18 protein-coding genes are annotated in these 23,781 nt (G+C 63.9%); 7 read left to right on the forward strand and 11 right to left on the reverse strand.

Annotation, left to right across the window (positions count from 1 at the left end; all coding sequences use genetic code 11):
• The first annotated feature begins 25 nt into the window (after positions 1 to 25).
• From ACR65W_RS17570 to ACR65W_RS17595, 6 genes are read left to right on the forward strand one after another with little or no spacing between them, the layout of a single operon-like run.
• Positions 26 to 1,474 (forward strand): methyl-accepting chemotaxis protein, encoded by a 1,449-nt coding sequence (locus ACR65W_RS17570; protein ID WP_434502922.1) that lies wholly within the window; start codon positions 26 to 28, stop codon positions 1,472 to 1,474.
• A 15-nt stretch (positions 1,475 to 1,489) separates the two neighbouring features.
• Positions 1,490 to 3,358, forward strand: coding sequence for a methyl-accepting chemotaxis protein (locus ACR65W_RS17575; RefSeq protein ID WP_434502924.1), 1,869 nt, complete (start codon positions 1,490 to 1,492; stop codon positions 3,356 to 3,358).
• Between the two features lie 14 nt (positions 3,359 to 3,372).
• Positions 3,373 to 5,010: a methyl-accepting chemotaxis protein gene (locus ACR65W_RS17580; protein WP_434502926.1), complete on the forward strand. Its 1,638-nt coding sequence runs from the start codon at positions 3,373 to 3,375 to the stop codon at positions 5,008 to 5,010.
• An 8-nt stretch (positions 5,011 to 5,018) separates the two neighbouring features.
• The gene (locus tag ACR65W_RS17585; protein ID WP_434502929.1) at positions 5,019 to 7,199 is read left to right on the forward strand and encodes a hybrid sensor histidine kinase/response regulator; all 2,181 of its coding nucleotides are present in this window, start codon (positions 5,019 to 5,021) and stop codon (positions 7,197 to 7,199) included.
• A 54-nt stretch (positions 7,200 to 7,253) separates the two neighbouring features.
• Positions 7,254 to 8,354, forward strand: a complete 1,101-nt coding sequence (gene cheB / locus ACR65W_RS17590) for a chemotaxis-specific protein-glutamate methyltransferase CheB (protein WP_434502931.1) — start codon at positions 7,254 to 7,256, stop codon at positions 8,352 to 8,354.
• Between the two features lie 33 nt (positions 8,355 to 8,387).
• Positions 8,388 to 10,379 carry a response regulator gene (locus ACR65W_RS17595; RefSeq protein ID WP_434502933.1) on the forward strand — a complete coding sequence of 664 codons (1,992 nt, stop codon included), beginning with the start codon at positions 8,388 to 8,390 and terminating at the stop codon, positions 10,377 to 10,379.
• Here the strand turns inward: ACR65W_RS17595 and ACR65W_RS17600 are convergent.
• From ACR65W_RS17600 to ACR65W_RS17640, 9 genes are all read right to left on the reverse strand, one after another.
• Complete coding sequence (locus ACR65W_RS17600) at positions 10,271 to 11,683, reverse strand: sensor histidine kinase (protein ID WP_434500237.1); 1,413 nt, start codon at positions 11,681 to 11,683, stop codon at positions 10,271 to 10,273. The two genes, ACR65W_RS17595 and ACR65W_RS17600, sit on opposite strands and share 109 nt — an antisense overlap.
• Positions 11,667 to 12,350 carry a response regulator transcription factor gene (locus ACR65W_RS17605; protein ID WP_014892581.1) on the reverse strand — a complete coding sequence of 228 codons (684 nt, stop codon included), beginning with the start codon at positions 12,348 to 12,350 and terminating at the stop codon, positions 11,667 to 11,669. Before ACR65W_RS17605 ends, ACR65W_RS17600 begins: the two co-directional genes overlap by 17 nt.
• Before the next feature lie 175 nt (positions 12,351 to 12,525).
• Positions 12,526 to 14,043 carry a Do family serine endopeptidase gene (locus ACR65W_RS17610; protein WP_434500236.1) on the reverse strand — a complete coding sequence of 506 codons (1,518 nt, stop codon included), beginning with the start codon at positions 14,041 to 14,043 and terminating at the stop codon, positions 12,526 to 12,528.
• A 216-nt stretch (positions 14,044 to 14,259) separates the two neighbouring features.
• Entirely contained in the window at positions 14,260 to 15,264 is a 1,005-nt protein-coding gene (gene corA / locus ACR65W_RS17615) for a magnesium/cobalt transporter CorA (protein ID WP_434500235.1), read from the reverse strand.
• A 16-nt stretch (positions 15,265 to 15,280) separates the two neighbouring features.
• Positions 15,281 to 15,877 carry a nucleotide exchange factor GrpE gene (gene grpE, locus ACR65W_RS17620; RefSeq protein ID WP_434500234.1) on the reverse strand — a complete coding sequence of 199 codons (597 nt, stop codon included), beginning with the start codon at positions 15,875 to 15,877 and terminating at the stop codon, positions 15,281 to 15,283.
• 58 nt (positions 15,878 to 15,935) lie between these two features.
• Positions 15,936 to 18,746 carry a [protein-PII] uridylyltransferase gene (locus ACR65W_RS17625; RefSeq protein WP_434500233.1) on the reverse strand — a complete coding sequence of 937 codons (2,811 nt, stop codon included), beginning with the start codon at positions 18,744 to 18,746 and terminating at the stop codon, positions 15,936 to 15,938.
• Complete coding sequence (gene gshB / locus ACR65W_RS17630) at positions 18,743 to 19,720, reverse strand: glutathione synthase (RefSeq protein ID WP_434500232.1); 978 nt, start codon at positions 19,718 to 19,720, stop codon at positions 18,743 to 18,745. Before gshB ends, ACR65W_RS17625 begins: the two co-directional genes overlap by 4 nt.
• A 249-nt stretch (positions 19,721 to 19,969) precedes the next feature.
• Entirely contained in the window at positions 19,970 to 20,809 is an 840-nt protein-coding gene (gene cysE, locus ACR65W_RS17635; RefSeq protein ID WP_434502981.1) for a serine O-acetyltransferase, read from the reverse strand.
• 3 nt (positions 20,810 to 20,812) lie between these two features.
• On the reverse strand, positions 20,813 to 21,409 hold the full coding sequence (locus tag ACR65W_RS17640; RefSeq protein ID WP_018407545.1) for a LemA family protein: 597 nt from the start codon (positions 21,407 to 21,409) through the stop codon (positions 20,813 to 20,815).
• A gap of 136 nt (positions 21,410 to 21,545) precedes the next feature.
• Here ACR65W_RS17640 and ACR65W_RS17645 point away from each other — a divergent pair, with 136 nt between their 5' ends.
• Positions 21,546 to 21,968, forward strand: coding sequence for a SufE family protein (locus ACR65W_RS17645; RefSeq protein ID WP_434502935.1), 423 nt, complete (start codon positions 21,546 to 21,548; stop codon positions 21,966 to 21,968).
• A 211-nt stretch (positions 21,969 to 22,179) separates the two neighbouring features.
• Here ACR65W_RS17645 and ACR65W_RS17650 read toward each other — a convergent pair whose 3' ends face one another.
• Both ACR65W_RS17650 and ACR65W_RS17655 read right to left on the reverse strand, forming a co-directional pair.
• Positions 22,180 to 23,031, reverse strand: a complete 852-nt coding sequence (locus ACR65W_RS17650; RefSeq protein ID WP_434498854.1) for a DUF6456 domain-containing protein — start codon at positions 23,029 to 23,031, stop codon at positions 22,180 to 22,182.
• On the reverse strand, positions 23,028 to 23,372 hold the full coding sequence (locus ACR65W_RS17655; protein WP_434498855.1) for a helix-turn-helix domain-containing protein: 345 nt from the start codon (positions 23,370 to 23,372) through the stop codon (positions 23,028 to 23,030). Before ACR65W_RS17655 ends, ACR65W_RS17650 begins: the two co-directional genes overlap by 4 nt.
• Positions 23,373 to 23,781: the final 409 nt, after the last annotated feature.

Genomic DNA, 23,781 nt, shown 5'->3' on the forward strand with positions numbered 1-23,781 from the left:
CATTCAAGAACAGACGAGGTGTTAGATGACTATCGGCACAAAAATCATCGGCGGGTTCACCGTCGTACTTCTGCTCTTCCTGCTGGTCGCGACGGGGGCTTACTACGCACGCGATTTCGAGCGGCAACAGTACAACCGCTTCCTCGACGCGCGTGAAACATTGGCCGGGGGCACCGGCGAACTCAGGATCGCCGTCAGCTCGCAGATCCAGCACTACCGCGGAATGTTCCTCTTCCCGCAGCAGCGGCAATACTATATTCGCGAACTGGAACACGACTCCCAGCGCTTTGCCGCCGCGATGGCGAAAATCCACGATGCGGTTTCCAGGCAGGAATATACCGAACTGAACGAGATCGCCTCCATGCAGGCGGAACTCGAACGCCACCTGCAAGCCGCCATCGCGCTGGTGCAGCGCGGAAATACCGCAGAGGCCATCGCGATGAGCGAGCGCGAAATGCTGCCGCGTGCGCGCCTCCTGACCGACAAGACCGAGCAGTTCCGCAGCGATCAACTGGCTTTGCTGAGCGACCGGCGCGAGCAACTCGGCGACACCGCGGATCGCGTCGCTTTCGCTATCGCCCTGACATCGGCGGCCGGCTTCGTGCTCTGCCTGCTGCTGAGTATCTTCCTGACACGCTCCATCAACCGCCAGCTGCGCGCAACGATTGCGCAGCTGACCTCCTCCTCCGCCGAAATCCTTGCCATGACCACGCAAGTCGCCGGTGCCGCCGCCGAAACAGCAACTGCGGTCAGCCAGACCACGACCACCGTGGAGGAAGTGAAGCAGACCGTGCTGATCAGCAGCCAGAAAGCGAAGCTGGTCTCCGACATCGCGCAGGAAACCGCCCAGGTGTCGGTATCGGGCCAGCAGGCGGTGGAGGCGCTGATCGACGGCATCAACCGCATCCGCTCGCAGACGGTCTCGACCGCGGACAGCATCGCCCGGCTGGGCGAGCAGAGCCAGGCCATCGGCGAAATCATCGCCACCGTCAACGATCTCGCCGAGCAATCCAACCTGCTGGCGGTAAATGCCGCCATCGAAGCGGCCAAGGCCGGCGAACAAGGCAAAGGCTTTGCCGTGGTGGCGCTAGAGGTGAGAACCCTGGCGGAACAATCCCGCCAGGCGACGGCGCAGGTACGGACGATACTCAACGACATACAGAAGGCGACCGGGCTGGCCGTCATGGCGACCGACCTCAACGGCAAGGCGGTGGAAGACGGCGCCCGGCAATCCGGCACCGCGGGCATCACCATCCAGACCCTTTCGGAAAACATCATAAACGCGGCGCAGGCGGCATTGCAGATTGCGGCATCCAGCCAGCAACAGTTGGTGGGCATGGATCAGGTAGCGCTGGCGATGGAAAACATCAAGCAGGCCAGCGCGCAAAACATGGCAGGCACCAAGCAGACCGAGGTCGCCGCGCAGAATCTGCATGAGATGGGCCTCCGGCTGAAACAGCTGGTTGAGCGGTAGGGAGCATTGAAACGCATGTTTGAAAAAAACCTCAACATCAGCCAGGTCGAACAATTCGAATCATGGTCGAAAGGCGCCGGAACGCTGGTCATGGCGGTCGGCATAGCCGTGCTGATAGGCTGGGGGCTGGATATTCCGACGCTTAAAAGCATACATCCCAGCCTGCCGTCGATGAAGGCGAATACGGCAGCGGCCTTTTTATTGATCGGCCTGGCGCTGCGACAGGCGCCGCACCGCCCCGCCACGAGAACCGCGCGCTGGAGTGCGACCGCCGTCGCGCTGATCGGGCTGCTGACGCTGGGCGAATACCTGCTGGACATGGATTTCGGCATCGACCAGCTGCTGTTCATGGAAACGCAACAGGACGTGCCGGCTTCGATGCCGGGAAGGATGTCCCCCAATACGGCGTCCAATTTCCTGCTGGCAGGGCTGGCGCTGCGTTTCCTGGATATCGAGATCGGTGGCAGGCGGCGACCGGCACAGTATCTGGCGCTGGCCATGTTGATCGTGTCGCTGCTGGCGCTGCTCGGCTACGCCTACGACATCCAGTCGCTTTATGGTTTCGCGGCCTATCCGAAAATGGCCGTGCATACGGTAACCACGTTCCTGGTACTGTCCCTGGGCATACTCGCCGCGCGCGCCGGCCACGGCGTGATGGCCACCATCACCGGCAGCGGCGCCGGCGGCGAACTGGCGCGCCGGCTGCTGCCCGCCGCCGTCGCCATTCCTATCCTGATCGGCTGGCTGTGCTGGGGTGGATCGCGCAGCGGGTTCTACGGCACCGAGTTCCGCCTATCGCTCGTCGTCATGCTGAACATTTTCGTCTTCGCCGGCCTGATCTGGCGCTACTGCCGCTCGCTCGAAGAAACAGACATCAACCGCCAGCACGCCGAAGCCGCCGTGCGCGAAGCGCGCGACGATCTTGAACAGCGCGTGCAGGAACGCACGGCAGAATTGGTAAAAAGCACCGAAGCCGCGCAACAGGAAATCGTCGAACGCACGCGCGCCGAGACAAAGCTGCACCAGCTCATGCAGGAGATGCGGGCAACGGTCAATGTGCTTAACGCGTCGGCGACGGAAATTCTGGAGGCCGCCATGCGGCTGGGCTCCAGCTCCGCCGAAACGGCAGCGGCGGTGATTCAGGCCACCGCGACTGTGGAGGAAGTAAAGCAGACGGCAAAGCTCGCGACCGAGAAAGCGCAGTATGTCGCGGAGACGGCGCAAAACACCGCCCAGGTCTCGCAACTCGGCAGAAAGTCGGTGCAGGAATCGGCCGATGCCATGCACCACATCCAGCGCCAAATGGAATCATCCGCCGAAAGCATCGTGCTCCTGTCCGAACATAACCACGCAATCGGCGAAATCATGGCCTCGGTGATCGACCTGGCGGAGCAATCCAAGCTGCTGGCCGTCAACGCGGCCATCGAGGCGGCAAAAGCCGGCGACCAGGGCAAGGGCTTCGCGGTGGTGGCGCAGGAAATCAAGCGGCTGGCAGAACAGTCCAAACAGGCCTCCGCACAGGTCAGGACGATACTGAACGACATCCGCAAGGCCACCGGCACCGCCGTATCCACCGCCGAGCAGGGCAGCCAGGCGGTGGCATCGGGCATGGAGCGCTCCGCGCAGGCGGACGAAGCGATCCGCATGCTGACGGATAGCTTCGAAGGCGCAGCACAGGCGGCGACGCAGATTGCCGTAGCGGCGCAACAGCAATGGGCGGGCATGTATCAGGTGGCGCTGGCGATGCATAACATCGGGCAGGCAAGCGCAGAAAACGTGATCAGCACGCAACAGGCCGAGGAGACTGCCAGGAAACTGCACGAACTGGGCCTGAAACTGCAACAACTGGCAGCGGCCTATCAGCCGGAAATGGCTGAACCATAGGGATTGGAGATCATATGCTGAGTCTGATGAAAATACCTTGGAGTCTTAGTTTGATCGGGTCGGGCCCAGGCTCGGGCATCTTCCGTCATATCGTCGAAGCGGCACCCAACGCCATCGTGCTGGTGGCGAGCTCCGGCAAGATCGTGCTGGTCAACACCCAGACCGAAAAACTCTTCGGCTATGCGCGCAGCGAACTGATCGGGCAGCCGATTGAAACGCTGGTCCCCAAGCGTTTTCGCGCCGCGCACCCCGGTTACCGCGACAGTTTCTTTTTCCATCCCAGCGTCCGCTCCATGGGCGCCGGGCGCGATTTGTACGGACTGCGCAAGGACGGCCAGGAAATCCCCGTGGAAATCGGTCTCAACCCCATCCATGGCGGCGGGCGCGACCTGGTGCTGGCCAGCATTATCGACATCACCGAACGCAAACGGGCCGAAGAGCGTTTCCGGCGCGTGGTCGAATCTGCACCTAACGCCATCATTCTGGTGAGAGAAGACGGCGACATCACGCTGGTCAACGCGCAAGCAGAAAAACTATTCGGTTACACGCGCGAAGAGCTGATCGGCATGTCGGTCGACAAGCTGGTGCCGGAGCGCTTTCGCGGCATGCACGGCGGCTATCGCTCGTCATTCTTCGCCAACCCCAGCGTACGGGCGATGGGCGCGGGACGCGATCTCTTCGGGCTGCGCAAGGACGGCCGCGAATTTCCGGTGGAAATCGGCCTCAATCCGATCCAGAGCGACGAAGGCAACCTGGTGCTGACCAGCGTAATCGACATCACCGAGCGCAAGCGCGCCGAAGCCGGGATGAGCCGCCTGATGCAGGAAATGCAGGAAACCGTCACCGTGCTCGCCGCCTCCACCAGCGACATTCTCGATGCCGCCAGCCAGGTCGCCTCGGGATCCACCAGCACGGCCACGGCCGTCGGCCAGACCACCTCCACGGTGGAAGAAGTCAAGCAGACCGCGCTGATGGCTGCGGACAAGGCGCGCCATGTTTCGGAAACCGCCCAGAGAACCGCCGAAATCTCGCAGCACGGCAAGAAATCGGTCGAGGAATCCGTCGGCGCCATGCGCCACATCCAGGGGCAGATGGAATCGGTGGCGGAAAGCATCATCCGCCTGTCCGAGCAGAGCCAGGCCATCGGCGAAATCATCGCCACCGTCAACGACCTCGCCGAACAATCCAACCTGCTGGCGGTGAACGCCGCCATCGAGGCGGCCAAGGCCGGCGAGCAAGGCAAGGGCTTCGCCGTGGTGGCGCTGGAAGTGAAAAGCCTGGCCGGTCAATCCAAGCAGGCGACCACCCAGGTGCGCGCGATTCTGGGCGAAATCCAGAAGGCCACCAACGCCGCGGTGACGGCAACCGAGCAAGGCAGCAAGGCGGTGGAATCCGGCGTACGGCTTTCCGGCGAAGTCGGGCAATCGATCAATGCGCTGGCGGAAAGCATAGAAGAAGCCGCGCGCGCGGCGACCCAGATTGCGGTATCGGCACAGCAACAACTGGTCGGCATGGATCAGGCGGTGCTGGCGATCAAGGGCATCAGCCAGGCCGCACGGTTGAATGTGGATAGCGCCGGGCAGGCCAAGGCGGCGGCGGAAAACCTCCACATGGTCGGGCAGAAACTGAAACAATTGATGGAGCGGAACTAGCAATCGCCATGGCGACGCCGGACAACAACGACGAATTCCTCAAGCGCCTGCTGACCACCTTCCGGCTGGAAGCGCGGGAGCATATCGACGCGCTCTATGCCGGCATCGCCGAGATGGAGAGCCAGCCGGAAGCAGCCAGCATCGCCGCGCTGGTAGAACGGGTTTTCCGCGAAGCGCACAGCCTGAAAGGCGCGGCGCGTTCGGTGAACCAGAGCGCCATCGAAGGCATCTGCCAGTCGCTGGAAAGCACCTTCTCGTCGATGAAGCGCGGCGAGCTGGAAAGCTCGTCTGCATTGTTCGACAACCTGCAGCTGACGCTGAACCAATTGAGCGCGCTGCTGACCGAGGAGTATGCGGCAGCCCCCTCCCCGCCCCACGCAGCGCAGGCGGCCCCCGCACCGGCATCCGCCTTACCCCACAAGACGGCTGGCGAGAGCACCGTGCTGGGCACCACGGTGCGCATCGCCACCGACCAGCTGGATGCCATTTTCCTGCAGGCAGAAGAAATGCTCGCGGCCAAGCTGCTGATACAGCAGCGGCGGCAGGAGCTTGCCTCCATGCAGAATCTGGCCGCCGCGATGCACAAGGAATGGTCGAATTTCAGCAGCCAGTATCCCGATGTGCAGCACACGCTGGCGCAGCAGCCGCAATTGCAGGAGCTGCTGGAGCAGAACGCCGCCTTCATCAAGAGCCTGAACCATCAGCTCAACGCCATCGCCAAGTCCACCGAACAGGACCAGCGCATGATAGGCCGCATGGTGGACGAGCTGCTGGAAGGCATGAAAAAGGCCCTGATGCTGCCATTCTCGACGGTGCTGGAAGCGTTTCCGCGACTGGTACGCGACCTGGCAAAACAGCATGGCAAGGACATCGATCTGGCGATGCACGGCGAAGAGCTCGAAGCCGACCGGCGGATACTGGAGGCGATCAAGGACCCGCTGACCCACATCGTCAGAAACGCCGTCGACCACGGCATCGAAGCGCCCGAGGCGCGGGTGCGGCATCACAAGCCGGAACGCGGAAAAATTGTCATCACCGTACAGCCGTACAGCGGAAATCGCGTAGAGGTCGCCATCTCCGACGACGGCGGCGGCATCGATACCGACAAGGTCAAGACGCATGCCGAACGGCTCGGCCTGCTGAGCCGGGAGGAAGCATTGAGCATGGACGAGAACGGGGCGATGGAACTGATTTATCACTCCGGCGTATCCACCAGCCCCATCATCACCGAGATTTCCGGGCGGGGGCTAGGTCTCGCCATCGTGCGCGAAAAAATCGACAAGCTGGGCGGTTCGGTCAACGTGACGACGCATCCCGGCAACGGCACCAGTTTTCGCATCCTGCTGCCGTTGACGCTCGCCACCTATCGCGGCATCACGATACGGGTCGGCGAGCAGATTCTCGTGCTGCCTACCAGCCATGTCGAACAGACTTCGCGCGTGCTGAAGACCGACATCCGCACGGCGGAGAACCGCGCAACGGTACGCATCAACGGCACGACGTTTGCGTTGGTGCGCATGGGCGACGTGCTGGGTATCCCCCACGCCGAGGACGCGGCCGATCCGTTTATCCAGATGGCCCTGCTGACGGCGAGCGGCAAGCATATCGCTTTCGTCGTGGACGAAGTGCTCAACGAGCAGGAGGTGCTGGTCAAGCGCCTAGGCCGGCAGCTTGCGCGCGTGCGCAATATCGCCGCCGCCACCATACTCGGCAACGGCAAGGCGGTGCCCATCCTCAACGTCTCCGATCTGATGAAATCGGCGATGCTGGCGCCGGCCGCCGCAACGGCGCGCATGACCGCCCAACCACAAGAGAGCCCCGCCCGGCAAAAACACGTGCTGGTGGTGGAGGATTCCATCACCGCGCGCAGCCTGATCAAGGGCATACTCGAATTGGCGGGCTACCGGGTCAGCACGGCGGTAGACGGCGTGGATGGCTATACGCTACTGCGCAACGGCGAGTTCGACATCGTGGTGTCGGACGTGGAAATGCCGCGCATGGACGGTTTCGATCTCACCGCCAAGATACGCGGCGACAAGAAGCTGGCCGAGCTGCCGGTGGTATTGGTGACGGGGCTGGAGTCGCGCGAAGACCGCGAGCGCGGCATCGATGTCGGCGCCGATGCCTATATCGTCAAACGCAGCTTCGAGCAGAGCAACCTGCTCGAAGTGATGGGGCGGCTGGTATAGGAGACATGACCATGCCCAAGCGATTCCAGCCACTTTCCGCACAGGCGGACCATCATGCCCGGTAGTGCGAAAACAGTATCGGATAAGCGCCCGCCGATCCGCCTGCTGGTGGTCGAGGACTCGCCTTCGGTGCGCGAATTCCTGCTGTACCTGTTCGCCTCGGACCAGGATCTCCAGGTCATTGCCACCGCCGGCAATGGCGAGGAGGCACTGGAGGCGGTCAGGAGCAGAAAACCGGACGTGATCACCATGGACCTGCATATGCCCAGGATGGACGGCTATACGGCGACCCGCGCCATCATGGAAAACTACCCGACGCCCATCGTGGTGGTCACCGGCAGCTCGGCCCCGGAAGACATATCCACCACCCTTTCCGCGCTGGAAGCCGGCGCGCTGGTGGTGATGAAGCGGCCGATGGGCATCGGGCATCCCGATCACGCGGCTACCGCACGCGAATTGATACAGACGGTCAAGCTGATGTCCGAGATCAAGGTCGTCAAGCGCTGGGCGAAACAAAAAACACCCGTGATACCCGCCTTCGACGCGGGCCAGGCCGAACCGCCGCCCGTGGCGCCGGCGGCCCGCAAGCACTTCCGGCTGGTTGCCATCGGTTCCTCCACCGGCGGGCCGCTCGTACTGCAGCGAATACTGTCGCACCTGCCCAGGAATTTCCCCTTGCCCATCATCATTGTGCAGCACATTGCGCAGGGATTTGCGGAGGGCTTCGTGCAATGGCTGGCCGAATCCAGCGGGTTTGCGGTTTCGCTGGCCGCCGACGGCATCGTGATGATGCCGTCGCATGCCTACGTCGTGCCCAGCGGCGTCCAGGCCAGCGTCGATGCCTATGCCCGCATCACGCTTAAAAAAGACGCGGCGGAAAACGGACACTGCCCCTCGGTTTCCGCGCTGTTCCGCTCCGTGGCAAACGCCTACGGCGCCTATGCCGTCGGCATCCTGCTGACCGGCATGGGCAAGGATGGGGCGGCGGAGCTGGGGCTGATGCGCGGCCGCGGGGCGCTCACCATCGCCCAGGACAAGGAAAGCTCGGTGGTGCACGGCATGCCGGGCGAGGCCATCGCGCTGGGCGCGGCCACCCATGTGCTGGAGCCGGACAGGATCGTGTCGGTGCTGACCGGCTTGACGAAGCCTTCCTAGGGTTATGCATTAGGGTTATGTAAGGAGCATCCGATGCCTGAAAAACGCAAGCAGGAAACCATTACCCAAGGCGTGCGCATCCTGATCGCCGAAGACAGCCCAACGCAGGCGGAGCATCTCAAGTATCTCCTCGAACGCAATAACTTCAAGGTGGCGGTGGCGTTCAACGGCAAGCAGGCGCTGGAATTGCTCGACGAAATCGATCCGCAGCTCGTGATCAGCGACATCGTGATGCCGGAAATGAGCGGGTACGAACTCTGTCACGCCATCCGGCAGAACCCGCGCCATATCAGCCTGCCCCTGATCCTGGTGACCTCGCTGTCCGATGTGCAGGACGTGCTGAAAGGCCTGGAGTGCGGCGCCGACAACTTCATCCGCAAGCCCTACGACGAAAAATACCTGCTGGCACGCATCGACTATCTGTTGATGAATCGCGAGATGCGGCAGAACCATAAAATGCAGATGGGCATGGAGATTTACTTCTCCGGCCAGAAGCATTACATCAACGCCGAGCGGCAGCAGATACTCGACCTGCTGATCTCGACCTTCGAGGAAGCGGTGCGGATCAAGGAGGACCTGGAGGTACGGCAGCAGGAGCTGATACATGCAGCGCTTTACGAACGCACGCACGGCGAAGTGTTGCGGCTGTTCAATTCGACCCTGGAGCGCAGACGGATGCTGGAAGGCATGCTCGAGATTCTCGGCAAGAATCATGGCTATCCGGCTGCGGCGGTCTACGGATTCGACGAATGGCACGGCATCTACCGCCAGGAAGCCAGCCACAATGCCGGCCCAGGCGCGCCGATAGAGCTTAGGCTGAGCGACGAAACGATACGCAACGTGGCGCGCAGTTCGCGGATTACCGTATTGCAAGACTACCGCGAACACGCAGCGTATGTGGACGAGGAGATGGCCCCCCTGCCCTTTAATCCCGCATGCATCGTCCTGTGCCCGGCCATTCATCTCGACAAGTTGCTGGCCATCGTCGTCGTCGTCTCCAGCCGTCCGCTGGGCGACCGCGACCAGACCTTTCTCGAGCGCACCGCCGCCCAGCTCGGCGTGGCGCTGCACAACGTGCAGCAGTATGACGACCTCAAGCTGCTCGCCGGCCAGTTGCGCTTGCGCAGCGAGGAAATCAGCCGGCAAAACCTGCAACTGCTGGAAGCCAGCCGCATGAAATCGGAATTTCTCGCCAACATGTCGCACGAGCTGCGCACGCCGCTCAACGCCATCATCGGCTTTTCCGAAATGATGGAGGCGGAGCCTTTCGGCGCGCTCGGTTCGCCAAAATATCTCGAATATTGCTGCGGCATACGCCAGGGCGGCAATTACCTCAACGAAGTGCTGTCCGACATTCTCGACATGTCGCGTCTCGAAGCGGGCCTCATCCGCCTCGCCGAACGGGAGATCAACGTCGCGGAGGCGCTGCGCAAAGCCGTCGGAGCCTGGCGCGGGCGCGCCGAAGCAAAGAATATCGAGCTTGTCGCCGACGCCCGCGAGAACCTGCGTTGCGTCGGAGACGAAGCGGCGATCGTCAAGACGCTCAGCATCTTTCTGTCGAATGCCGTCAAATTCAGCGAATTCGGACGCTTCGTGCGGGTGCGCGCGCGAGCCCACGGCGGCGCGATCGACGTCTATGTCGAGGATTCGGGACGCGGCATCGACCCGCGCGCCATCCCCAAGCTCGGCAAGCCGTTCGAACAATGCGCCGATCTGATGGAAAACGGCATGCGCGGATCCGGGCTCGGCCTCGCCATCGCCCGCGCCCTCATCGAGCTGCATGGCGGCGCGCTGCGCGTCCGCTCCCGTCTTGGAGAAGGCACGGTCGTCATGATGCGCTTGCCGGCGGCCTCGGCGACGGTGACACCATTGAAGGCGCGCGCCGTCGAAGCGGGCGGGACCGCGAAAATTGCGCCTTATGCGCGCTCCATCCGCGCCGCTGGACCGACGGTCGTACGCATCGCAGGCAGCGACAGCGCCACGCGCAATCCAGGCGCATTGTCTTCTATCCGCAACGCGCCGTGATGCATCCGCGCAACCGCCGCCGCCAGCGACAAGCCGAGACCTGAACCCGGCCGCGAACGGGAATTCTCAAGCCGCACGAAACGTCCCACCACGCGCTCGCGATCCGATGGCGCAATGCCGGGTCCGCGATCCGCGACGACGATTTCCACGCGATCGCCGACGCGCCGCGCCTCGATGGCGATGCGCGGCTCATCGCCTGTCCCGCCATATTTCAGCGCGTTGTCGACGAGATTCACGAGCGCCTGTCCGAGCAGCTCGCGGCTGCCCATGATCGTCAGTCCGTCCTGCGTCGTAACGTCCAGACGCACGCCCTGCTCTTCGGCGACGGGCTCGTACATCTCGGCGATGTCGCGCACGACAGCATCAGCGTCGAAGCTCGCCGTGTTGTCGCTCGAATAGCCGGCCTCGGCTCGCGCGATCATCAACAGCGCGTTGAACACGCGGATCAGGTTGTCGGATTCTTCGATCACGGCGGCCAGCGCCGCGCGATGCTCGCTGTCGTTTGAGCCCGCCCGCAACGCCGCCTCGGCGCGGTTGCGCAAACGGGTCAACGGCGTCTTGAGGTCATGCGCGATATTATCGGAAACTTCGCGCAAGCCGGCCATCAGCTCGCTGATGCGCTCGAGCATGGCGTTGAAGTTTTCCGCCAGCCGGTCAAGTTCATCGCCGGCGCCCGAGATGGCGAGTCGCTCGTGCATATCGCCCGCCATGATGCGGCGCGCGGAGCCCGACATCACGTCGACGCGCTCCAGCATGCGATACGACACGAACAAACCTCCAAGCGCGCCGACGAGCGCGAGCCAGAATAGCGACACGCCGAGCGCGCGGCGCAATATGCCGCGAAGCACTTCATGATCTTCGATGTCATGGCCGATAAGCAGGCGAAAGCCGCCGGGAAGAAGGAACAGCCGCAGCAAGGCCGGATGCTTGACGCCCGGCTCGCCGCGTCGCTCATAGGTCGTCTCGACGAGTTCCGTGCCGCCCGACGGCGTGAAATTCGGCGGCTCGATATTGCCGACGATGACGTCGCCGGAATGACTCGAGAGCAGATAGAGCGAACCTCCGGGGGCGCGCACGCGGCGCTCCACCGCATTGGCGAGCTGGCGCAGGCCGCCCTGCGCATATTGTTCGGACAGCGCCCGTATTTCGGCGTCGACGGTCTGCTCGATCTGTTCGTCGAGAACTTCCTTGACGCGTGCGCCGACGCGCGCGAGCACGAGGCCCGCGCCAATCGAGAACAGCACGAGATAGGCGATCGACAGTTTGAACGCCGTCGTGCGGAAAAGCTTACCGAGCGCCGTCACGGATCATATACCCAGCCCCGCGGATGGTGTGCAGAAGCGGGTTCTCGCGGCCTTTGTCGATCTTGGAGCGTAAACGAGAAATATGCACGTCGATGACATTGGTCTGCGGATCAAAATGATAGTCCCAGACGTTTTCGAGCAGCATGGTGCGGGTCACCACCTGGCCGGCATGTTTCATCAGATATTCCAGCAGCCGGAACTCGCGCGGCTGAAGCACCACCTCCTGGCTGCCGACCGTCACCTTGTGCGACAACCGATCGAGCTCCAGATCGCCGACGCGATATTGGGTTTCTTCGCCCTTTGGCCCGACGCGGCGGCGCGCCAGCGCCTCGACCCGCGCCAGCAGCTCCGAAAAGGCGTAGGGCTTTGGCAGATAGTCGTCGCCGCCGGCGCGCAGACCCTTCACGCGATCGTCGACCTGGCCGAGCGCGGAGAGAATGAGCGCCGGCGTCTGAACGCCCTGCTCGCGCAAGCCCGAGATCAGCGACAGCCCGTCCATCTTGGGCAGCATCCTATCGACGATCAGCACGTCGTAACCGCCTTCGCTGGCGCGTCCATAGCCGGCGAGCCCATCGGCGGCGTGTTCGGCGACATGGCCTTGTTCGCGGAACGCCTTGACGAGGTATTCGCTCGCTTCGCTGTCGTCTTCAATGATCAGAATGCGCATGTTTCACTATAGCTGAGATTGCAAAAAAACGGCAGGCCGGCGCATTGCGCGCCAGCCTGCCCCGCGTTCAGGCGCCAGGAGGGGACTGGCTCTGCCCGACGCTCTTCGTTGCGGAGACCGGCTGCGGGCGGGTGCAGTGACGACGGCCTCAACGCAAGAAGTTCCTTAAGCCGCCTTAGCCGGCTCCGCCTTTCAGCGGAACGGCGATGAACTTCGCGCCGTCCGCGGATTTCACACGCAGCAGCACCGAACGCCGTCCCTCCTTGCGAGCCGCCTCGAGCGCCGAGGCGAGGTCGCGACGGGAACTCACCGGCTGCCCGGCGGCCTCGATAATCACGTCGCCCCTGCGCAATCCCTTTTGCGCGGCGGCGCCGGAGGGATCGAGATCCGTCACGAACAGCCCTTCCCGACCTGCGCCGCGGACCTCGGCCGCCGGGGCGACCTCAAGCCCAAGGCCGGACAGTTCAGGTCCCCGCTCCGAAAAGCCTTCATCGTCCGCGCGCGCTTCCCGTTCGTCGGGAAGGACGCCGAGTTTCAGCTTCACCGTCTTTTCGGCGCCCGAGCGCAGAAAAGTGATGTCCGCCGTCTTGCCCGGGCCAAGGGTCGCGATGCGGCGCGCGAGATCGCGCGACGTGTCGATCTTGTCGCCGTTGACGGCGATGATGACGTCGCCGGACCTCAGGCCGGCCTCTTCCGCCGGAGCGCCCCGCTGCGGCTGCGCGATCAGCGCGCCTTTCGCGGACTTCAGCCCCATGCTGTCGGCGATTTCCGGCGTCACATTCTGAATCTTGACGCCGATCCAGCCACGCGACACGGAGCCTTTTTCCTTGAGCGCCGCGACCACGTCCTTGGCCACCTCGGCCGGAATGGCGAAGCCGATGCCGATCGAACCGCCCGAAGGCGAATAGATCGCCGTATTGACGCCGATCACATTGCCGCGCGAATCGAACGCCGGACCGCCGGAATTGCCGCGATTGACCGGCGCGTCGATCTGCAGGAAGTCGTCATAAGGGCCGGCGCCGATGTCGCGCCCGCGCGCCGAAACGATGCCGGCGGTGACTGAGCCTCCGAGACCGAACGGGTTTCCGACCGCGATCACCCAGTCGCCGACACGCGGCGCCGCGGAGCCCCAGTCGACATAGGGCAGCTTGGCGCCGTCGCTGATCTTGAGCAGCGCCAGATCGGTGCGCTTATCCGTGCCGACAACCTTGGCGGGCAGCGTTCTTCCGTCGTCGAGCGCAACGTCGACTTCGCTGGCGTGATCCACAACGTGGTTATTGGTGACGACATAGCCGTCCGGGCTGATGATGAAGCCAGAGCCCTGAGACATTGTCATGTGTTTTTGTTGACGCCCCCCCTGACCTTCGCCGAAGCGCTTGAAAAAGCGATACATCGGGTCGTCGGGCGACACGTCCGGCATCTCGAAGATGCCGCCGCCGTGCTGATCGTCGACAGCCTTGACCTTGATGGCGACGACGGCGGGCTTGACGCGCTCGACGACGTCCGCAAAGGAGGCGGGTCCGGCGGCGGTGATAGATCCTGAAAGCGGCGCTTCGGCGTAAGCCGGCGTCAGCGGCGCCGGACCGATCGCGGCGCTCAGCGCGAACGCCGCCGCAGCGCCCATCAGCGCCAGACGGGACGCGCGGCGCGGCGCTTCAATGGCGCGGGCGCGAGGATTGTTTGCGATAGGCATTCTCGAAATCTCCATCTTGAACGACGCCGCGTGGAGGAGAAGCGCAACGTCGCCGCAAGATGAAAGATGGAGATTGCCGCTTTGCCGGCCAATGGCGGCGGGATGAAACTTTCGTAAGGCGCTAGGCCCAAGGAAACGGTCGCAGGCGACTGCGCCCGAGACACGCGCGGCGTGAGAGCCTTGGCGACGCGCCTCGGCGGTGATGGCGGGCGGCGTTCACAGCCAGCCGGCGCGACGCAGCCGATAATACAGATAGCCGCAGATCGACGCCGTCACGCCGAGGACGACGTAATAGCCATACTCCCACTGGAGTTCCGGCATGTGCTGGAAGTTCATCCCGTAGATGCCGGCGACGGCGGTGGGCACCGCCAAGATCGCGGCCCAGGCGGCGAGTCGGCGCGCAATGTCAGTTTGCTGGATCTGCGCGTTCATCAGGCTCGACTCGAAAGCGAAGGCGAGCGTCTCCCGCATCGTGTCGATGCGTTCCTGGACGCGGCGCAGATGGTCGCGAACGTCGCGAAAATGCGGCCGCATCTCCCGGTCGATGGCGACGACGTCGCTGCGCTCCAAGCGACGGCAGACGTCCGCAAGCGGCGTCACGGCGTTGCGCAGATGCAAGAGGTCGCGCCGCAAACTATAGAGCTGCTCGATTTCCGGCGTGCCCATCGTCGTCGCGAGAACATGATCCTCGATGTCCTCGACCTGACCGTTGATCGCGTCGAGCACCGGAAAGTAGTTGTCCACGATGAAATCGAGAATGGCGTAGACGATGAAGTCTTCGCCCTCCGAGAGGCGTTCCGCGCGCGCCTCGCAGCGTTCTCGCACATGCGCATACGAACTCGATGCGCCATGGCGCACGCTCACGACATAGCCGGCGCCAATAAAAATATGCGTCTCGCCGAAAGCGATGCGGCCGTCAACCATCTGCGCGGTGCGCGCGACGATGAAAACGCTGTCTTCATATTCTTCGAGCTTGGGAAACTGATGCGCCTTGAATGCGTCCTCGATCGCGAGATGATGCAACGCGAACTGTTCGCCGACGCGCTCCAGCAGCTCTTGTGACGGCTCGTGGAGTCCGATCCAGACGACATAGCCTTCGCGCTTGGTCCACTCTCCGGCCTCATCGATCTCGATATCGGCGATTTTACGTCCCCCGTGATAGACCGCCGCTGCGACGACCCCGGCTTCCGTAGGCTTTGTCGTGGTCGCTCGCTCGTCCATGCGCATCCTCGACCGGTCAGGACGGCTTTGATCCGCCGCGCGCCACGCCGACTTTTGCGGGGCGCAACACGCGTTCGCCGATCATGTAGCCTTGCTCAACGACCTGAGCCACCGTGCCCGCGGGTTGCGTCTCGTCGGGAATTTCGAACAGCGCTTCATGCTGATTAGGATCAAAGCGCGCGCCTTTGGCGTCGATCTTCCTGACGCCGAAGCGCGCGAGCCGCGCAAGAAAATCACGCTCCATCACGTCGACCCCCTCAAGCAGCGACGCGACCGCCGGCTCGGCGCGCGCCTCCTCGGGCACGCTCTCGATGGCGCGGCGTAGATTATCGGCGAAGGACAGCATCTCCCGCGCGAAATTCGCCACGCCATAAGTTTTCGCGTCGGCGATCTCGCGCTCGGCGCGACGGCGAACATTCTCGACTTCGGCGAGCGAGCGCAGGAGCTTGTCCTTTAAGCCTGCGTTTTCGGCATAAAGATTTTCGAGCTCGGTGAACGGCTCCGGCTGCGCAATGTCGGATTCCGCCGACGGCTGAGAAAGGGACGAGGGCTCTGCAGCCGCCCCATTCTCCTTTGCGTCAGCCTTCTTGTCCGCCTTCGTTGGATCGCTCATGCTGTCACCACCATCGTCTTTTTTAAAGGGCCCGATATCTGCGTGCGAAACGTCAAAATCAAGTCGCCGCGGCGGCGGGCGTCCTGGCCCCGCGCACGCCCACGCCGCGAAACACATCCAAAAGCTGGCGCTTGATCGCCGCCTGTCGCTGCGGGGAAGCGATCTTCGCCCCCGTCAGATCCGTGACATAGAAGGCGTCGACGGCGCGTTCGCCAAAGGTCACGATATGCGCCGAGGCGATATTGAGATTGAGCCGCGAAATCGCGTTGGTGAGCTCGAACAGCAGCCCCTCGCGGTCGAGTCCCGAGACCTCGATGACCGTATAGACGTTCGACAGGCTGTTATCGACGACGACCTCAGGCGCGACCGAGAAGGCGTCGGTCGGCAGATGCGCTTTGGCGCGCGCCCGCAGCTCTTCAGACACGACGACCTCACCGCGCAGCGCCCTGGCGATGAGGCCGGCGATTCGCCCGGCGCGACGCATTTCGTCTTCGTCAAAATCAAAGGCGCGCGAGAAGAAGATCGTGTCGAGCGCGAGACCATCGGCAGTGGTGAAAATATGCGCGTCGACGATATTGGCGCCGCCTGCCGCGCAGCCGCCGGCGATGATCGACAGCAGACGCGGATTGTCGGGCGCGACGACGGTCAGCTCCACGGCGCCGCGCGTCCTGTCGAGTTCGACTGCGGTCGCCAGCGGCGCCGATGCGCCGTTCATCTGGCGAAGCAGTTCCGCGTGACGCAGCTTGCGGGCGACGTCGACCTTGAGCCAATAGGCCGGATAGTGGCGCTTGGCGTAGGCGTCGAACGCCTCGTCGCTCCACTCCGGAAGCGCCGCGCGCAGCTCGGCTTTCGCGGCCGCGACGCGACTCTTGCGATCGACCGCCGAATGGCCGCCGCCGAGCACGACCTCAGTCTCCCAATAGAGCACGCGCAGCAGCTGCGCCTTCCAGGCGTCGAGCACGCCGGGCCCGACCGCGTTGATGTCGCAGACAGTGAGAACGAACAGCATCTTCAGCCGCTCCATCGTTTGAACGATGGCGGCGAAATTTTCGATCGTGACGCGGTCGGAGAGATCGCGGCTCTGCGCGAAGCTCGACATGGTGAGATGGTGCTCGACGAGCCAGGCCACGGACTCGGTCTCGCCGGGGGTGAAGCCCAGACGCGGACACAGGCTGCGCGCCACCTCCATGCCGGCGCGGGAGTGATCCTCCTTTCGGCCCTTGGCGATGTCATGCAGGAACAGGCCCAGATAAAGCACCTTGCGGTTGACAATCGTCGGCAGGATTTCGTCAACGAGCTGCTGATGCTCCGGCATGCGCCCGGCTTCGAGATCGGACAGTCCGCCGACCGCGCGGAGCAGATGCTCGTCGACGGTGTAGTGATGATACATATTGAATTGCATCATCGCGACGACTTTGCCGAAATCCGGAATGAAACGCCCAAGCACGCCGGTCTCGTTCATCCGGCGCAGCGTAATTTCGGTCATGTTGCGCGAGAGCAGGATTTCGAGAAACAGCCGATTGGCTTCCTTGTTCGCGCGCAGATTGGCGTCGATCAGACGCAGCGACAGAGTCACCGCGCGCAGAGCGTCGGGATGCAGCGGCAGGCCGTGATGATCGGCCATCCAGAACAGCCGGATGATGTTGACGGGATCGCGCTTGAACACATCGGCGTCGACGATGCTGATGCGGTCGTGATCGACGATGAAGTCGCCTTGCGGGGCGCGACTGCGCCGGCGCCGAAACGGCTGCAGGAATCGCTCGAAGATGGCGCGCGGCTTGGCCTGCTTTTCTTCAAGCGCCGCGCAAACGATCGCGGTGAGATCGCCGACTTCCTTGGCGACGAGAAAATAATGCTTCATAAAGCGCTCGACCGGCGATAGCCCGCTGCGGTCGTGATAGCCGAGACGCCTGGCGATCGTCGTTTGCACGTCGAATGCGAGCCGCTCCTCGGCGCGTCCCGTCGCGAAATGCAGATGACAGCGCACGCGCCACAAAAACTCCTCGCAGCGCTCGAACAGACTGAGCTCCGCCGCGGTGAAGAGGCCGGCGGCGACGAGTTCCTTCGCCTCACGCACGCGATAGACATATTTGGCGATCCAGAACAGCGTGTTGAGATCGCGCAGGCCGCCTTTGCCTTCCTTCACATTGGGTTCGACCAGATAGCGCGAGGCGCCGGCGCGCATCACGCGCGCGTCGCGTTCGGCGAGCTTGGCGGAGACGAATTCGCGCGTATCCGAACGGGCGATCTCGCGATCGAAGCTCTCGCGGAACTCGCTGAACAGCTCGGCGTTGCCAAGAATAAAACGCGCTTCGAGAAGCGTCGTTCGAATGGTCATGTCGGCGCGGGCCTGACGCATGCACTCGGCGACGGAGCGCGTCGCATGGCCGACCTTCTGACGCAGATCCCAAAGAATATACAGGATCGCCTCGATGACGCTTTCGCCCCACGGAGTCTGTTTGTAAGGGACGAGAAACAGCAGATCGATGTCGGAGCCCGGCGCGAGCGTCCCGCGCCCATATCCGCCGACGGCGACAATCGCGAGACGCTCAGCAAACGTCGGATTGTCGACGACGTAAACATAGCGCACGACATAGTCGTAGATGGCGCCGATCAGCTCGTCTTCGAGCGCCGAGATCAATCTCGCGCACGCCAGTCCCGAGCCGCGCGCCTCAAGCCGCACGCGCGCGATCTCGCGTCCTTCCGCCAAAGCCGAGCGAAACAATTCGACAATCGCCGTGCGTCGCGCATGGCCACGCTCCCTCTTGCAGATCGACGCGATCGCCGGCGCGAGCGCCTGCCGCAGACCGCGAAACTGCTCGTTGGGATCAAGGCCGGCGAAAACGCTGAGCGGCGCCACTTCGTTCATGGAGTCAATTCCGGCGATCGGCCCGATGCGCGCAGGGCGCCCAGACGCGCCTCGATGGCGTCGAAGAGCGGCGGCGCGAGATCCGGCCCGCCGACGCGTTTTAGCGCGCGGAGCCCCGTCGGCGAGGTCACGTTAATCTCGGTGAGCCAGCCATCGATCACGTCGATGCCGACGAAAACCAATCCGCGCCGTTTCAGCTCCGGCCCGAGCCGCGCGCAGATGTCTCTTTCACGCGCATTGAGTTCGGAAGCCGCCGGCGCCCCGCCGCGAACCAGGTTCGAGCGGATGTCGTCATCGGCGGGAATGCGGTTGATCGCGCCCATCGCCTCGCCGTCAATGAGAAGAATACGCTTGTCGCCCTTCACGATCTCCGGCAGGAACCGCTGCACGACCCAAGGTTCGCGGAAAGTCGTCGCGAACATGTCGAACAGCGAACCGAAATTCGGATCGCGTGGCGCGACCTTGAACACCGCGGCGCCGCCATGGCCGTAGAGCGGCTTCATGACGATCTCGCCATGCTTGGCGCGGAAGCGCTCCATCGCCGCGCGGTCGCGCGTGATCAGCGTCGGCGGCATCAGGTCTGCGAACTCCATCACGAAGATTTTTTCTGGCGCGTTGCGCACATGCGCGGGGTCGTTGACGACGAGAGTCCTCGGCGCGAGCCGCTCCAGAAAATGCGTGGAGGTAATATAGGCGAGATCGAACGGCGGATCCTGACGCAGCAGCACGACGTCCATCGCGCCGAGCGCAAGGTCCGTCGCCTCGCCGAGCGCGTAATAGCGGGAAGGATCGTCGAAAACGTCGATACGATGCGCGCGCGCCGTCAGCCGGTCGCCCTCAAGCGACAGTTGGTCCGGCGTGTAGAACCATAGGCGATGGCCCCTGCGCTTCGCCTCCAGCATCAGCGCAAAGGTCGAATCCCCAGCAAAATTAATGCGTTCCAAGGGGTCCATCTGGACCGCAATCTCGAGCATTGATCCCCCTGCCCCGGCCGCCGCCGCCCTGCGCCGGCCCTTGGGAACGGCGCCGCCGCCCGGCGACACATAGCAGGCGAACCGTGGCCCTGCGCAACCCTCAATCGCCCCCGCGCCGGGGCCATCGGGTGGGCTTCCTCATCCTGCGGGGCGTGCGCAGCACGCGTCTCGAAGGGCGAGAAAGCCCGTTTTCGCGTATTTTTCCTCACCCGATTCCCCTGGCCCGCTTAGCGGACGCGGAGACGCGGGTCAGATGACGTAATCGAAAGAATCATAGGCGAGGCCGCGAAGGATCTGGTCCATGTCGCGCGCCGGCTCCATACGCGATTCGGTCCCGACCACCTTCGCCGGTACGCCGGCGACGATCGAATTCGGCGGAACCGACTGCAGCACCACCGAGCCCGCGGCGATCCGCGAACAGGCGCCGATCTCGATATTGCCGAGAATTTTGGCGCCCGCGCCGATCATCACGCCGCGCCTGACCTTCGGATGACGGTCGCCCGCGACCTTGCCCGTGCCGCCCAGCGTCACGTTATGCAGAATCGAGACGTCGTCGTCGACGACCGCCGTCTCGCCGACGACGAAACCGGCGCCATGATCGAGGAACAGGCCTTTGCCGAAGCGCGCGGCCGGATGAATGTCCGCCGCGAGCGCGTCAGAGGCGCGGCTCTGGATATAGAAAGCGAAGTCGTGGCGCCGCGCGCGCCACAGCGCATGCGCCAGCCGCGCCGACTGGATGGCGTGAAAGCCCTTGAAATAGAGCAGCGGTTCGATCATCCGCCCGCAGGCCGGATCACGCTCGACATAGGCGGCGAGATCGGCGCGGAAGGCCGTAGCGATCGCCGCGTCGTCGCGCACCGCCTGCAGGAAGGCGTCGGCGATCGTCTCGGCGTCCACGGCTGACGCGCCGAGTCTTGCGGCGATGCGATGGACCACCGCCTCTTCGAGCGATGCGCGATTGAGAATCGCGCCGAGCATCAGCGGCGTCAGCGACGGGTCGAGACGCAGCGCCTCCTCGGCTTCGCGGCGCATATGCGCCCACATCGCCTCCCGCGCGATCAGCTCTTCCGTCGGCGCGTCGGCGCTCATCATTTAAAACTTCACCTCGGGCGGCGATTGCGCCGCGCCGGCCGCGGAGAATTCGGCCATCGGCTTCGTGCCGGCGAAGAAAGTCTTCGCCCAGAGGAGCGTCGGGAAGGTGCGCAGCGACGTGTTGAATTCCCGCACCGCGTCGATGTAGTCGCGCCGCGCGACATTGATGCGGTTCTCGGTGCCTTCGAGCTGCGACTGAAGGGCGAGGAAGTTCTGGTTGGATTTTAAGTCCGGATAGGCTTCGCTCACGGCGATCAGCCGGCCGAGCGCGCCGGTCAGCTGATTTTGCGCCTCCTGGAACTGTTTCATCTTTTCGGGATCGGTCAGCGAACCCGCATCGACCTTGACGGACGTCGCCTTGGCGCGGGCCTCGACGACGGAGGTGAGCACGTCCTTCTCCTGCCTGGCGTAGCCCTTCACCGTCTCCACGAGATTTGGAATGAGATCGGCGCGGCGCTGATATTGCGACTGCACGTCCGACCATTTCGCCTTGGCGTTTTCTTCGAGCGTCGGAATCGTGTTGTAGCCGCAGCCGGCAAGACCCAGGCTAAGAAAAATCGCGGCGGCGACGGCGCGCCAGCGGGAAAAGTCGCTCATATAAAACTCCTAAAGAGCGGCGCGGCGCGCCAGCGATTGTCGCGCGGAATGTAAGGCGTGGCCCTCGCCAAGGAAAGGGCGCGGCTTAGCGCCGAAATGAGGTAGAATGCGCCTTCGCCGGAAGGATGCGAACAAAATGCAGATCGACGAGATCATCGGCAATTTCGAACTGCTCGATGAGTGGGAGGATCGCTACCGCTATCTCATCGAGCTTGGCCGCACGCTCGAGCCGTTGCCGAAAGACGCCTATACCGACGCCAACAAAGTGCGCGGCTGCGCCAGCCAGGTGTGGCTCGAAACGACGCCGACGCGCGACGCCGACGGACGTACCGCGCTCTCGTTTCGCGGCGACAGCGACGCCCATATCGTGCGCGGCCTCGTCGCGCTCGTGCTCGCGCTTTACTCGGGGCGGCCGGCGCAGGAGATCGTCGACACCGACGCCGCGCCGCTCTTTAAGGAGCTTGGCCTTGCCGAACATCTGACGCCGCAACGCGCCAACGGCCTGCGCTCGATGGTCGAGCGAATTAAGAGGGAAGCGCGCGAGGCGATGGCGGCGTAGGCCCCCGCCCCAGCCCTCCCCCGCTTCGCGGGAGAGGGAGTGAGACGCTGCGCTTCGTCGATGCTGGGGTATTGCGATCAACGCTGCGCGGCGCCGCTCGTGAGGGTCCCCTCTCCCATCCGAAGTCGGCTGTTGCCGACTTCGGCGTCGATGCGCAAACCGGGAACACCCGGTTTGCGAAGCGGGGGAGGGACAGGGAGGGGGTTGTTCCTCACACTCTCGGCCGGTAGTCCTCCGCTCCCCAATGCAGCAGCGCTTCGGCGCGGTCGCGGCCACGCGCTTCGACCGCGAGCCCGTAATGGCGCGCCAATCGATCAAGCGCGATTTTGAGCACGACTTTCGCCGAGCGGGGCGGCCAGCCGCGTTCGCTTTCGACAATCTCCATGCCTTTCAGATAGCCGCAGACGTCGGTCAAGAGGCCCGCGAGTTCCGGCCCCACCGCGTCGAAAGCGCGCGCAAGGCGCCGGCGCGCGTCGATCGCAACCTCGGAGACGGCGCCGACGTCGGCGCCGCGGCGCGCGGCGTTGATCGACGCCTCCCAATTCGCGGTCACGCGCTGCAGGAGCTGCGCCTGCTCGATGTCGCGGCGGAAGCGTTCGCCGGCTTCGAGCTGCGCGGCGTCGAGAAAGGTTCGCCCCTCGCGGTCCTTTCGCCGCGCGAGCCAGGCGAGCGGACTTTCCGCGTCATTGACGAGCGTCGGGCGCGCGGCCTTTTCGAGCTGGTGCAGCGCATAGGATGCGTGCTGGGCGCGAAAGGGCTCCGCCTGATCGACGTTGGGAGCGGACAAGCGGCGCAGATGCGCGCGGCCGGCGTCGGTGAGCGCCAACCGACGCTCGCCGCCGTCCTGCTCCCATCGCACGAGTCCTTCGGCGAGCGCGGCGTCGGAAGCGGCCGCCGCAAATCGCGCGCGCGCCACGGTGACGCCTTTACGCGCGGCGAGCACGACGAGCGTCGAGGCCTCGAGCGGGCTGAGCGCGCCGCGCGCGCCCGGCTCGGCAAGCGCCTGCAGCAGCCGGCGCATGGCGCGGCCGGTTTCCTCCCGGGTCCCAGATCTTTTCTTCATTGCGCGCTCCCTTGCGCAAGGAGGGCGCAGATCATGTCGCGCTGGGCGGCCAGCGCGGTTTCGAGCCGGCGGGCACCGGCGTCGAACAACGGATCGTCGCGCAAGTCTTCGATCGTCGCGCAGGCGTGACGGACAGTGGCGCGGTCGCGCGCGAAAGCTTTGGCGCAGGCGGAAACGCTGGCGCCGAGCGCGACATGGTGGAGATAGACGGCGAGCTGACGCGCCCGCGCGACCGAGGCGCGGGAGCGGCGGGGCGAAAAGAGATCGGCGAAGGGCGCGCCCTGGGCGGCGGCGGCCGCGGCGGCGCTAAGCCCCGGAATAGGCGTCGGATCGAGAAACATCGAGGTCTCCAGCTGGGTGGCGGGCAACCGTAAGCTGGAAAATAATCCTATTCAAGGATAAAATGCATAACACCACAAGCCGAGCGTTAGCGTCTCGCGCAAGGAAGGACTTGAGCCACGAACGCTTCCATCCCGTGGCATTTCATTGCTCGCGAGTTTGGAAAAGCTCCGTTTTCCGAACGGTAGGGTTTGCATCATTGCGGCGAGACCAGCGCCGCCCGCCAGGAAGCGCGGAGGCAGCTTCCGTTGCGCAATCCAAAAAAGCCGCAGAGGACTATTCACCGCGCCGATGGGGGCTCAGCACTGCTCAGAGAAGCGTCTGCACCGCAATCTGGTCGAGTTCGACCACCGCTACAACACGGCGTCAAACTTGGCTTTGACCACGCCATGCGCGCCGACAAGGCGCTTG

It is taken from the genome of Methylocystis sp. (assembly GCF_051062815.1).
Classification (GTDB): domain Bacteria; phylum Pseudomonadota; class Alphaproteobacteria; order Rhizobiales; family Beijerinckiaceae; genus Methylocystis.